Source organism: Teredinibacter franksiae, assembly GCF_014218805.1.
Taxonomy (GTDB): Bacteria; Pseudomonadota; Gammaproteobacteria; order Pseudomonadales; family Cellvibrionaceae; genus Teredinibacter; species Teredinibacter franksiae.
On record NZ_JACJUV010000001.1, the window covers coordinates 106885 to 120317 of the forward strand.

Sequence of the window (13433 nt, forward strand, 5' to 3'; positions counted from 1 at the left end):
ATAGATAACGTGTTTAAACAACCCCTTCAATCGTTTTTGGTACTGATGCTGTTTTTGTCAGTATTTATCTCAGCTGCGGCATCAGCGGCCACTCTTACTTCAAGAGTTGATCGTACAACAGTCTCTGCAGACGAAACACTGACGCTGTTCGTTCGCTATTCGGGTAATAAAAATGGCCAACCAGACTTCAGTGCCCTCAGTAGCCAATTTGAAATTTTGAACCAGCAGGAAAGCAACCAGTTTCGATCCATAAATGGACAGGTTCAGTCCTATACCGAATGGAGCATGGTTTTAATGCCCCGCCAACCCGGCCGGCTACTAATCCCATCCTTTAAATTTCACGGCCAATTCAGTGACGCGCTTGAAATTACCGTATCGGCACAGACCCAACGCCCGGCAGGTGTGCGCGATAATGTCTTTATCGAAACCATTGTTGATACCCCACGAAGCTATGTACAGGAACAGATTCGGCTGACCTATCGCCTGTATTTTTCAGTATCCATTGAAGGGCTAGACAAGCCGGACTTAAGCCTAGACAACGTACTTATTGAGGAATTGGAAAATAGCCGTTACCAAAAAAATATAGGTGGCAATCCTTATCAGGTTGCGGAATTTAACTACGCTCTCTTCCCTCAATCCAGTGGCGTTATTGAGATTCCTAACCAAACCTGGACAGCCAAAATTGGGCGCAGCTCGCAAACGCGAAATTTTGGCATGGGCGGCGGCCGCTATCAGTTAAAGCGCCTTAAGACCGATGCGAAAACCATTCAGGTTGAAGCGCAACCTGATGTATTCCCCCAATCACATACCTGGCTACCATCAACGGGTATAACCCTAACTGAACATTGGAGCAAACCGCTTAGCAGCTTTAAGGTTGGCGAGCCCATAACCTTAAAATTGAAACTACAGGCCAAGGGCCTAATGTCTTCTCAGCTACCAGAGGTTGTTATAGAACCAACCGATAGCCGCGTAAAAATTTACGCTGATCAAGCCAGTACATCCGCCACCGCAGGCCAGATGGGCTTGGTATCCGAACGTGTTGAAAGTATGGCAATTGTGGTCGCTGAAGGCGGCGAAGTCACACTACCGGGTATAAAAGTACCCTGGTGGGACACCACCACTAATACACTTCAATACGCCGAAATACCCGAACGCACTTTCTTGGTAGCCGCCGGGGATGACGAGGTTCAACAACCTACAACCGCCCCACCACTAGGCGTTACGTCTGCACAAACGGCAACCCCGATAACGCAAGAGCTGAACCGCATTTGGCAAGTGTTGGCCATTATTTTTATGTTTCTATGTTTAGTTTTTGCGGCTTTGTGGTTGTTCACTCTTAGTAAACTTAAACAGAGCAGCCCCGCGGGTAAGCGTAATCGCGCCCACACCTTACAGAAAAACAACAGTAGCAACGAAAAGGCCGCATGGAAAAACCTAGAGCGATCCTGTGTTAACAACGACCTTCAACAGGTGCGAGAGGCGCTGATCTCTTGGGCAAAACTTCATTGGCCAGACCACGCTATTAACAGCCTTTCTGATGTAGGCCGATTGTGCGGACAAACAAATGTTCAAAACTATTTAGCCGCACTCGATCACGCCATGTTTTCAGAGAGCGGCGACAGCAAGTGGAATGCAAACTCATTGTTTGCCGCATTGAAGGAATGGAAGACACTACAAGGGAAAGAAAAAAATGAAAAACGTTTGCCCCCCCTTTATAGCGAAGAGGCAAACACATAAAGACCTAGAACTAAGTCTTTAAGGGATCTTTATTGCTTAATGCCTTCAACAGACAATATAAGTTCGACATTAGCAGAGGCTACACCCAATTTACTGCCCATATCCAGACCCCAGTCCTTCGGCATAATAGTTGCGCGACCTTCAAACCCCTGACGGAAACCACCCCAGGGGTCTTTGCCCCCACCGATGTATTCAACATCAACGGTTATCGGTTTGGTTACACCCATTAAAGTTAAATTACCCTCTAGCACGCCCTTACTGCCTTCCGTAACTTTATAGGCGGTACTTTGAAAACTCGCTTTTGGAAACTTTTTGGAATTAAGGTATTTTTTGTCTGCTAGGTGCGATTCCCGCAAGGCATGATTAGTATCGAGACTGGTCACATCCACATCAACCGTAACTTTACTGGCTTCCGGGGCGGCCGGGTCGTAATGAAATTCGCCGCTAAAGGTATTGAAGCGACCGTACAGCCAGCTATAGCCCAAATGCTTTACCCTAAATTGAATAAACGCATGTGAGCCCTTGGTATCAATAACATATTTTTCAGCGACAACGACTTGAGATACAAAGGCGGCACCGAAACTAGCTATGCCTACGAGCGCAAACTTCGCGATACTTTTTTTAACGGCTTGCACCGCACTTACATCTGTTTTTTTGAACATGTCTTATCTCCTGTTGTAGAGTGGGGATAACCCCCGACTAATGACTATCTACTAATGACTCAGTAATCTTGGCTCGTGTAGATAACTAACGAGTCATTCGGCGCAACGTGTTATCTTTGTCAATTATATGGTGCTTTATCGCTCCAAGCGCATGTAAACACATAATGGCAATAATAGTATAAGCCAATATCTCATGGGTCTCGTGAGCAAACTCTTTTAACCATGGTGCGTCAGATTCCGTTATTAGTGCAGGAATATGAATAATGCCAAATACACCCAAGGGCTGACCTTTAGAGGTCGCAATAAAGTAGCCACTCATAAACATACTAAAAATGGCGACATAAAAAAAAGCGTGCACCGCATGCGCCAACCATTTTTCCCATGGTTTATGGCTGGTCAACGGCGATGGTACACCATTACGCCAACGCCCAAACAAGCGATAGAGCGTAACCAATACCAAACAAAAGCCAATACCCATGTGTAGTGCAGGTGCTTTTTGATACCAGGAACTGTAGTAATCTAAGCCCTCCATCCACAGGCCCAAACCGAATAAGCTTACAATCGCTAATGCCGATAGCCAGTGAATACTTTTATGTAAAACACTATAGGATTGCGTCTTTGTCACCTTCATTATACCTCCTCCTCTGCACAAAGGTTTTGCAACAACTCATTTCAGAACCGCCCACTTAAATTTACTGACTTCCGTACCATTAACTCCGGCACCGTTAACACCAGTACAATTCACTCCAGTACTACAGACTTTTCGACACAACTTCGTATACGTCTTTGGACAATGCTGGCACGGCTTGTATCCGGCCAAGCGCCTTTTTCATGTTTTCCTGACGCTGTTCATCGTACTTCTTCCAGCGTGTAAGCGGAGTGAGTAAACGGGCAGCTATTTGTGGGTTTTTTTGATTCAGCTCGATAATTCTATCACTCAGAAACGCGTAGCCACTTCCTGAACGATCGTGAAAACAGCTTGGGTTACGATTTGAAAACCCGCCAACCAAAGCCCGCAATTTATTAGGGTTGTTGATATCAAATGCAGCGTGGCCCATTAACGCCTGTATCTGCTCCAAAGTACCGGGGTTTGGGTTCGTCGCCTGTAGCGCGAACCAACGATTTAGCACCAGAGTCTCATGCTGCCATTTCTTATAAAAACTTTGCAGGCAATCGCTCTTTATCAATTCAGCTGATTTACTGCTGCTGTGAACGATATTGGTCAAGGCCGCCAGCTCATCAGTCATATTCGTTGCATTCTGCAACTGCCGGTTACAAAGTTCCACCGCGTCAGCTTTTCCACTGGCGACCAAATAGCTTAGAGCCGTATTTTTGAGGCTTCGTCGAGCAATACTTTGTGCGTCGGTAGAAAATATTTCATCACACGCCAAGCGTTCATAAATCGCGAGGTAGCGGTCATAAAATTGAATTGCGAGTTTTCGCTTTACCCGAATGCGTGCGTGATGCGTTTTTTCTACATCAATGGAAGATTGAATTTCAGATAGATATTCTTCGCTGGGCAAGGCCATTGTGTACGCAAGCATTTGCAAGTCTTGCGTATCCTTGCCATCAATTGTATCAATGGCTTGTTGTAAAATATCACTCTGAGCATCCAGCAGCTGCGAATTAACGGTGGGAGACGGTTCGTTCCCAAGGGCATCCATCACCGAAAATATTGATTTCACCGCCATTTGTTGACTGGCATCCCACCGACAGAAGCCATCGGTATCTTTAGCTATAATGCGCTGTAAATCTTCCAAGCTATAATTGTAGTTAATTTTTACAGGTGCAGAAAAGTTACGGAACAGTGACGGTACAGGCCTTTCTTTAACACCGCTAAAAATATACGTTTGCTCGTTCTCGGTTAATTCAAGCACACACTCATTATTCCCCTTGCCCAACTGCCCTTTTAACTGCAACTCTATAGGCCCCCGCTCACCAACAAGCGCCAAAGCCATTGGCATATGGAAGGGCTTTTTAACATTCGATTCAGGTGTCGCCGGGCAACTTTGCTTAACCGTTAGCTCGAATTCATTTTCTTTTTCTCGATAACTAGCTGAAATCGAAACCCTGGGCGTTCCCGCTTGGCGGTACCAATTCATAAATTGGCTAAAATCTCGGCCGGATGCATCCGCCATTGCACGAACGAAATCGTCTATGGTTACCGCAGCTCCGTCGTGGCGTTCAAAATACAAATCACTGCCTTTACGAAAGGCTTCAGCACCCAGTAAGCTGTGAATCATGCGTACAACTTCTGCACCTTTTTCGTAAACCGTTAGGGTATAGAAGTTGGAGATTTCAATAAAGGATGCTGGCTGTACCGGGTGTGCCATAGGCCCAGCATCTTCCGCAAATTGATGCGTACGCAGCATATTGACATCTTCTACGCGCTTAACTGTACGCGAGCCCATGTCGGACGAAAACTCCGAATCCCTGAATACAGTAAAGCCTTCCTTTAAACTCAACTGAAACCAGTCTCGACAGGTAACCCGATTACCCGACCAGTTGTGGAAGTATTCATGCGCTACAATGGCTTCAATAGACTGAAAACTGTCATCTGTTGTTGTTTCTTTACTGGCCAGCACACAGCTACTGTTGAATATATTCAGCCCCTTATTTTCCATGGCTCCCATGTTAAAGTCGTCCACGGCTACAATCATGAATATATCTAGATCGTATTCACGTCCGTAGACTTGCTCGTCCCATGTCATTGCCTTTTTAAGTGAAATCATCGCGTGATCGCACTTATTATGATCTTTTTCTTCAACAAATATACGTAACGATATTTCTCTGCCACTCATAGTGGTAAAAGTATCGTCTAGACTCACCAAATCTCCGGCCACTAGGGCAAAAAGGTAGCTTGGTTTTTTAAACGGGTCTTGCCACTCAACCCAATGCCGGCCTTCTTCCGAGTTACCCTCAGCAATTTTATTGCCATTAGACAGCAATACAGGGTATTTGCTTTTATCGGCCGTGATGCGCGTTGTAAATTCGCTTAATACATCGGGCCTATCTAAATAGTAGGTGATTTTCCGAAAACCTTCGGCCTCACACTGTGTACAGAACATTTTGTGTGACTTGTACAACCCCTCTAAAGAGGTGTTTTCTTGGGGCTTTATCCGAGTAACGCAGACTAATTTAAACCTATCTGGAACATTACTTATCGCAAGCGTAGCGTCCGTTAACTGATAATTAGTCGCCTGAATTTCTGCGTCATCAACGGAAACAAACAATAATTCCAACTCTTGACCATCAAGAACCAGAGCCGCCTCTTTGTCCGAGGTTTGTCTTTGTATCGTCAGGGTTGCGCGCACATCGGCATAAGTCTCAAATAGCTCGAACTCTAGACGCGTACGAGTGATGGAAAAATCGGGTGCTTTATAATCTTTTAAATGGATCGCTGCGGGCTGGGCATCTTTCACGGTTATTTTCCTGTCCATTTTAATTCTGTTTCTTCGTCTGGCGAATGTTCGTGCTTATCTTCACAGGGCGTTTCTTTGGTAGGCATAAAACCTGTACGCTCTGTTTCACTAATATAGCGATGTTCGTAAGCGATAATAGCCTCCATACACGTCTCTATTTGACTTTGCGTTAACGCATTGCCGTCAGGCCATTTTCGAACTTCCACTGCGGTTTTAAACCGGCGATATATTTCCGGTGTCATCGATTTTAGTATTGATTCAATATTCATTTCGGTTTTACTTTATGTTTGAAATACAAAACTTCGGCGGTGGCAACAATAAGCCCTGCTATTAGGCCACCCAAGTGTGCGGCATTGCCGACGCTACCACTGATAAACAAATCAATGAGGCCTGAATATCCAAGCGCTAACCAAACCAAAAAGAATATATAAATGCTAGAGGGCATCTTAACTAAGGGGCTTTTGTGAAAACGACCCCACACAAGCAAATAGCCCATAAAGCCATAAACAACGCCGGAAAGACCACCAAAGAGATTACCGGAGATGGCGAAAAACTGGCTAAAATTTGCTGCAATCGCAATAATTAAAAAAGTGATCAAATAACCTCGTTTACCAGCAAACACTTCTATACGCCGGCCAAATTCCCACACCCATAAACTATTAAACAGTATATGCAGGCTACCGTAATGTAAGAAAGTTGGCGTCAGCAAACGCCATATTTCACCTTTAGATACAGACACCTGAAAAGGCAAGAACCTTAACGCACTTTCCAGCGATGCTACGTTCAATACACTGGCGATGAGGTAGCCCAAGACACCAAGCGCTATTATCACTAACGTTAGTGGAAATAATCGCAGCATTTGTGCGAAGGTAAGCTGTGAAGGCCGCACGGTTTGGCCCCCACCCTTTTCAGCTCCTGTTTCAACTACTGGCTTACCGGCGCGGAAAAGGTCACCCTTGGAGTCTGACGAAAAAAAAGTATTAACAAGCGATACTTGAGCAGGATTAGCCAACCATAAAACCTGTAGGCCTGCCTGTTCAGTTATTCGATGTTGAACATTTTGTGATTGAAGGTAATCATGGAGCTGCTGAAGATTCGAATCAACAGGATACTCGGCAATTTTTGTCCAGGCCATACGATTATTCTAATATTTCAGGCTGAGTTTCCAGCATTAAGTTCAAGTGTTACGTCTATCCAGTCGAATTTCGATTTATCGAGTTCCGCCTCACCATCGTAGCGATAGCATGCCAGCCGCCCAAATTTAACGGCACTGTAATCTAGGCACGCTAGATTTTTTTTAATGGGCGCGGGATCTCCCTGTAGCCAGTAGTGGCCCACAAACAGAGGTTTTTCAGTGTCGCTGTAGGATAAAAGTGCGTTTTTGTGTTCTGAACCCAAAGGCATCGAGTCAATGTCTTTGGGTAATGGGTCGGGCTGGAAGGCTACATCACCAAATGTTTCGGGGGAATCGGCCCAAAACTTAGTTCTGAAAGCTCGCCTTTCATAGCCGTCTCCACCGGTTATTTTTCTGCCATCGGGCAATTTAATGTCCGTGCCTCGAGTAAGGCGATTAAGAAAACGGTTTTCGAAGCTGTCGATTATGGCGGAATTTTGGATAAAACTGTGAGAGATGCTATTGGAGCCGCCATTACGCTCTAAAAACTCATCAATTAACGCAGTATCCCAACAGGCGTGAACCACCCTAAAAGACGAAAACTCCACAAGTACTGGCAGCGTTGCAAACCAGTCCAAAAACATTCGCCACTCTTCAGGGTACCCGGCAAACTGGCTGAGTGTTTCTGCAATTAACCGATTGTGCCGGGTGTTGTGCTCTCGCACGTAGGTTTTACCGCTCGCTTCAGGTGCCGCAGTAGTATAACCGAGCGCATTGAACTCATGGTTGCCCATAATACATACCGCGCTACCATCATCGACCATATTTTTTACAACGTGGAGCGCTTCGCGTATGCGCGGGCCCCTATCAACAATATCACCTAAAAAAACCGCCGTACGCGTGGGGTGACGGTATAAGGGCCACGTTTGTGTGGGTGCACAGTTTTCATAGCCAAGCTTCTGGAGCAATAATTCCAGTGTATTGGCGCAACCATGTACATCGCCGATGATGTCGTAACCACTGTAAGCCATATTGTCAGTTTGTATCCGTTAAGTATTTCCAGTATCGCTGGCCCATCCTAACTTTGTTCGGCAGGTCTCATAAAAGTTGTGACCTTCTGGATGAATTAAGGTTAGCGCCTTCTCAGACTTTGTAATGATTACTTCATCACCCGGCTGTGTCATCGTTTGGCTCTGACCGTCGCATGTAACCAGAGGGTTCAAGTTATTCTGTTCTGACACGATCAGGCGAATAACACTACTACCTGCCACCACAATAGGACGACTGCTCAGGGTATGTGGGTAAAGCGGAACCAACGCAATAGCGTCTAAATTAGGGTGCATAATAGGGCCCCCACCACTTAGCGCGTAGGCTGTAGAACCCGTAGGAGAGGAAATAATCAACCCATCGGAACGTTGGCGGTAGACAAACTCGTTGTTGATATAGAGTTCGAACTCAATCATTCGGATAAATTTACCCGGATGAATAACGACATCGTTAAGGGCCAGCCCTTCTGAAAGTGCTTCACCGTCACGCATGACTTCGCTGTTAAGCAGAAAACGCTCTTCCGTTTGGTACTTACCGTCCAGTACTTCGCTAACTTTTGTTTCAATTTCATCCGGAGAGATATCGGTAAGAAAGCCCAAACGACCTCGATTGATACCAAGAATATTGACCGGATGCCCAGCAAAGGCTCTAGCGGCCGAGAGTAAGCTGCCATCGCCGCCAACCACAATGATCAGGTCGCATTTCTTTGCCAGCTCAACTCTTGAAGCCACTGGGTAACCCTCACCCGGCAAAACGGTGGAGGTTTCTTCATCCAATAGCAGCTTGACCTTGCGTTTCGACAAAAAATTTACCAGTCGATTGATCGAATACTGGGTATTGGCGCTGGCAAGGCGCCCTATTAAACCGATGGTATTGAAAGAACTCATGGACAGAAATGTCTCCGGAAACGGCGATAACGCGAATTGCTATAAACTAGATTTTATATGAGCATGCACCAAGTCTCCATTACTAGCCCCAAATATGATGCAAATAGCCAACATCAAGTCCAACCTTACCACTTTACTGCAAAGCCTAGAGTCACCAGGTGCACGCGACCTAGCCTGGTTACTTTTTAGCCCGACCCTGCTTCAGTCACCTTTAGGGCGACATAAAGCCTTACCGGTACTGACTCAATTCGCACAAAACAACCCTTCGGAAATTGTAACTTGGTTACAAACGATGAACGCAAGCAAGCACACATGCACGCCACCGCCAACAAGGGGCTTTCCGAATAAGCGCCTGGGGAAATACTTTGAAGAAGTCATCGAAACAGTTTTGTCTTCCAATGCCTTCTATGCATTTAGCGGTATCAAATGTGTTATGCGGAATTATCAGTACATTGAAAATAAAGTCACCAAGGGTGAATTAGATTACCTGCTTCAATATCAAGACGGCTCAGTTGTGCACGTGGAAGCCGCCATTAAGTTTTATTTGCTCAATAGGCAATCATCAAATCCCAAGAACTGGCACCAATGGCTAGGCCCCAATTCCCGTGACACACTGGGATTGAAACTAACGCACATGCAAGACAAGCAACTGACCTTACTCGATAATCCAAAAGCCAGATCTGAGGTTTTAGAGGTGCTACACCTCCCCCAATCCACACCCGTAACTACCGCTTACTTATTGAAAGGTATGTTATTTGTACACTGGCTGGAGCAACTTTGCTTACCGAAGCACATTAATACCGAGGTAATGACCGGAGTATGGCTGTATGAAAGCCAACAATTCGAGTTTTTAAATACATATAAAAAACGCGGTTTTGTGTCGACGCACTTAGAGAAGGCCGCTTGGATGGGAGGACATTATTGGGCTGAGACGAGCAACCCTGAAAACGAAGTGGAAGCATATTATAAAGCGGGTGGCGCCGTACCCTATATGCTGAGTGTAGTTAACCCTGTATCACAAGAAGAGATTCGAGCCGTGGTGGTAGATGATTACTGGCCAGTAACCAACTCGCCATCACGTAAAATATAACCCACCTCCTGTACTAGCTGATCTGACATGTTTTGCCCCGCCAAGCCACCCTCTAAAGCCATTACGTTATAACCTTGCTTCCCCAATAAAAAAGCAGCGGCGCGACTACGACGGCCGGTATCGCAATAGAGAACATACATTTTTTCAGGAGATAACAAACGCTTTTTTATACTTAACAGGTTAAGCGGTACATTTCCCGACAAGGCTAAGTGCCCTTGCAGGTATTCTTCGTCTGTTCTTACATCAATAAGTGTAGGAATTTCAGCCAAATTTGACAGTTCTCTTTCTGACACCTCGTCAACAGAAGGCTCTCTTAGCAATAGTAAGAAATCATTTTTTTCTAGGCGCATCAAAACGCCATCGGTAGACATCGTAACATTTGCGTTTCTGGCCTGCTCATACACTAAAGCATCTTCACCAAAGCATCGACCTTCGGATATATCGACTATTTTCTTTTGGCATTTTGCCGTCGCATCGTAGTAAGCGACTTCGGCATCACCGTCTTTAATAAAATAACAGCAATCACCGATTTCACCTTGACGAACAATGACCTCGCCAGCGTGCACGACCATGGGCGTCAAGCGAGAAAATATTTGTTCCACATTGACCGGCGGCACTTTATGAAACAGATTTGAATCCAACACCGTGCGCATCCAGTGGACATCTTCATCGAGGTCACGCTGTAAAGAAACCTCAGACATAAGGTATTGAGATATTTGACTCCACGCTAAGGCACGATCCAACTGGTCGCTATCCACTCTCAGTATCGTCGTGTCTGAGCAGGCTAATGCACGACAAGGACGTGGCTGCTGATGAGCAACGGGCATTTGAATATCGCCCGCTTGCACTCGCTCTACAGAACCAGAGGAATACTGCAGTTCCACCTCACCAAACAAGAGATAGATGTGTTGATGATCCACAATGGCATCTTCAAACAATGAGTCACCGGCGAATACCGTTTGGACTTCAGCTCTATTCAATAAATCTACCAAATAACTGCGCTTTACCGCTTTGAGTGGGGCGAGCGTTTCCGACAGGCCGATCAAATCTAAATCCATGATTCCAACATTTACTGTGTTAACTGAGTGAGTGGCTAGCATTACCGAAAGTGCCTGCTTGTCGTTTAAACGTTTGTTACCGAGGCGGACTCAACACCGCGTCGCCCTTGAATGCCGCCCGTGTGAATAGCCACTATATGACTGCCTTTTGGCCAGAAGCCCTTGGCCGCTAAATGCTCAATGGCAAATATAAGCTTAGCCGTGTAAACCGGATCCAATAATACACCCGTTCCCTCTTCAAACTCACTGACAAATTGTGAAAGATACGCAGGATATCGACCAAAACCACCACAATGAAAATCACTATTGATACACCAGCGTGTAGAGCCGTCGTGATTCAGCTTGTTCAGTAGATTTTCAACCTCACTTTCTAGCCCCTTAGAAGCACCTTTCAATGCACTTACACCAACAACATCTATACCGCTACTGCTGGCACCGTGTATAACACCCGCTAAAGTGGCTGCCGTACCACAAGCAACCGCTATATGGCTTGCCTCCACCGCAGGTTCAGCCAAATGCTTTCCGAGTGCGATGCAGCCTTTGGCACCCTCATAACCGGCTCCGCCTTCCGGCACCCAGAAAACATCCTCAATTTCAGGCGCCAAAGCCTTGCGCCAATCTGCTTCATGGCGCAGACGGTAAGCTGAGCGAGACACGCGATGCAAGTGCATACCCATCGACTGAAGGTCATCAAGCGTTGCTGTCAGCGCTTCGTGCGGTTCCCCTCTAACAACACCTATTGTAGGTGTACCGGTTTTTTGCCCAAGCGCCGCTAATGCGTACAAATGGTTCGAAAAAGCTCCACCAAAGCTAGCAATAGGCTTTTCACTGGCTTCGCCAGCATACCGAACTAAATGATGGTACAACTTAAAATACTTGTTACCACCCAAACGATCATCCAACTCATCCAACCGTAAAAGGCTCAAACGGCAATCAGCGGCTGTAAGCGCTGGGGATATAAGAGGTTGAAGTGTGGTACGTTGGACAAGGTAGGCTGGATCTAAAAGAAGAAAGTCGGCAATAGACTTAACCGCTGACAACTTTGAGTTTACTGGCACCTTTTATCTCTTTGTGTACGCTGCAACGGTCCTGATCGCCACTGTGGAAATCTGCGGGGTTGGAGACGCGATGAACATTTTCACTACAGATATTGCCATCAGAATCTACTGAGGTACAGACTGGCGCTTGATAATGTGCCAACCACGCACTGTAATGGTCTTCGTGGACGCCACACTGTGCCGCAGCATACGCCACTGGGTTTTCCATATACGCGCCCACATCATCCGTTGGGATGGTTATATGCCCAGCCCCAGGCTGATAACTGACAAAGCTAATTCCCTTACCGGTCATTTTACCTAAAATTTCATTACCACCAGAACCCAACAACGCTTGGTGTTCCTGTCGAAGCCGTGCAATTTCATCTCGAAGCTGGCTTTCCTGCTCGTTTCGGTACATCAGCTCCACTTCCCGCATTTGTAACATTTCTTTTAATTCGATAGTCGCCGACTCAATTTTAGCGGTAGTTTCAGCTTGGTAGTTCTCGCGTAGCGCTTGAACAACGTCGGCGCCCTGCCCCTCTACCTTTTCAAGTTTATGCTCAAAGTACTCACGCAGGCCTTCTATTTTTTTAGCTTGGCCATCAATAGTGTCTTTTAAGGTTTGATTGCGCACTTTTTCTTCAGCAAGCAAGTTACTTTTTTCGTTTATAAGGCTGCGATATTCCTCTATGCGATTACTTTGCTCAACTTTAAGTGATGCAATGGATTTATCGCTATCGGAGGCGATGGTAGCCGTGCGCAAACGCTGGTCTTTAAGCAGCTGAGCCATATGATCACGGTACTCACGGGCATATTCTTTACGTAGCTCTTGAGAAATTTTCTTTTCCAGAAGCTGGGCGTCGACGGCCTTAGACGGAGCTTCAATTTCAGCATCGGGACCATCCCGAAACTGAATGGCCAACTTATTGCGAACAACGGCCTTCGTCAGCATCTGCAGCTGGTTTTTGCCGGCGCGCAATTCGGGGTTCCATAGGGCACCGCGAAAATACTGAATGGGGCATTGGCTTTCACACACGAGGCGAATGGGGCCAGCGCCTAAATCAGGGCCTCGTATAGCATTCCGGGCCAACTGGTCCAGTGGAATGTTCCAACTACCTTCCACTTCACCCTTCTTGGTAAAGCCAACGGTGAAGAATACGCAGGTGCGTATACGCATTTTTGAGTCAATTTCAAGAAAGACAGCCTTGGCCGTGCGCCCGGCCCACTCCATTGAGGGGACATAGTTATCGAGCACGGCTTCAAATTCCGAGTAGTGCATCTCCTTGGCAACCAACCCCTTATCGCCAAAAAAGAATATGGCTCGAGCCAGCTCGTCATTATCGAAGATCACGGATTATCGATTCCTAATCAGTATAAGT

12 protein-coding genes are annotated in these 13433 nt (G+C 46.2%); 2 read left to right on the forward strand and 10 right to left on the reverse strand.

What is annotated here, in order from left to right; all coding sequences use genetic code 11:
• Positions 1–9 precede the first annotated feature (9 nt).
• Entirely contained in the window at positions 10–1737 is a 1728-nt protein-coding gene (locus tag H5336_RS00335; RefSeq protein WP_185230362.1) for a BatD family protein, read from the forward strand.
• A 29-nt stretch (positions 1738–1766) separates the two neighbouring features.
• Here H5336_RS00335 and H5336_RS00340 read toward each other — a convergent pair whose 3' ends face one another.
• The 7 genes from H5336_RS00340 to H5336_RS00370 form a co-directional block, all read right to left on the reverse strand.
• Complete coding sequence (locus tag H5336_RS00340) at positions 1767–2399, reverse strand: YceI family protein (RefSeq protein ID WP_185230363.1); 633 nt, start codon at positions 2397–2399, stop codon at positions 1767–1769.
• Between the two features lie 85 nt (positions 2400–2484).
• Positions 2485–3030: a cytochrome b gene (locus H5336_RS00345; protein ID WP_221627953.1), complete on the reverse strand. Its 546-nt coding sequence runs from the start codon at positions 3028–3030 to the stop codon at positions 2485–2487.
• A gap of 121 nt (positions 3031–3151) precedes the next feature.
• Positions 3152–5821, reverse strand: coding sequence for an aminopeptidase N (gene pepN, locus H5336_RS00350; RefSeq protein ID WP_185230364.1), 2670 nt, complete (start codon positions 5819–5821; stop codon positions 3152–3154).
• Between the two features lie 2 nt (positions 5822–5823).
• A complete protein-coding gene (locus H5336_RS00355) occupies positions 5824–6090 on the reverse strand; it encodes a YeaC family protein (protein ID WP_185230365.1) in 267 nt (88 codons plus the stop codon).
• On the reverse strand, positions 6087–6956 hold the full coding sequence (locus tag H5336_RS00360) for a rhomboid family intramembrane serine protease (protein ID WP_185230366.1): 870 nt from the start codon (positions 6954–6956) through the stop codon (positions 6087–6089). The genes H5336_RS00355 and H5336_RS00360 overlap by 4 nt, the downstream gene beginning before the upstream one ends.
• Before the next feature lie 17 nt (positions 6957–6973).
• Complete coding sequence (locus H5336_RS00365; protein WP_185230367.1) at positions 6974–7966, reverse strand: metallophosphoesterase; 993 nt, start codon at positions 7964–7966, stop codon at positions 6974–6976.
• 18 nt (positions 7967–7984) lie between these two features.
• The gene (locus tag H5336_RS00370) at positions 7985–8869 is read right to left on the reverse strand and encodes an NAD(+) kinase (RefSeq protein WP_185230368.1); all 885 of its coding nucleotides are present in this window, start codon (positions 8867–8869) and stop codon (positions 7985–7987) included.
• Positions 8870–8963: 94 nt separating this feature from the next.
• On the opposite strand from H5336_RS00370, the gene H5336_RS00375 reads away from it, so the two are divergent.
• Complete coding sequence (locus H5336_RS00375) at positions 8964–9959, forward strand: DUF1853 family protein (RefSeq protein WP_185230369.1); 996 nt, start codon at positions 8964–8966, stop codon at positions 9957–9959.
• Here the strand turns inward: H5336_RS00375 and H5336_RS00380 are convergent.
• The 3 genes from H5336_RS00380 to H5336_RS00390 form a co-directional block, all read right to left on the reverse strand.
• The gene (locus tag H5336_RS00380; RefSeq protein ID WP_246438982.1) at positions 9920–11017 is read right to left on the reverse strand and encodes a cyclic nucleotide-binding domain-containing protein; all 1098 of its coding nucleotides are present in this window, start codon (positions 11015–11017) and stop codon (positions 9920–9922) included. The two genes, H5336_RS00375 and H5336_RS00380, sit on opposite strands and share 40 nt — an antisense overlap.
• A 65-nt stretch (positions 11018–11082) precedes the next feature.
• On the reverse strand, positions 11083–12075 hold the full coding sequence (locus tag H5336_RS00385) for a 1-aminocyclopropane-1-carboxylate deaminase/D-cysteine desulfhydrase (RefSeq protein ID WP_185230371.1): 993 nt from the start codon (positions 12073–12075) through the stop codon (positions 11083–11085).
• Positions 12044–13405 carry a sodium:proton antiporter gene (locus H5336_RS00390; RefSeq protein ID WP_313555598.1) on the reverse strand — a complete coding sequence of 454 codons (1362 nt, stop codon included), beginning with the start codon at positions 13403–13405 and terminating at the stop codon, positions 12044–12046. The genes H5336_RS00385 and H5336_RS00390 overlap by 32 nt, the downstream gene beginning before the upstream one ends.
• Positions 13406–13433 lie beyond the last annotated feature (28 nt).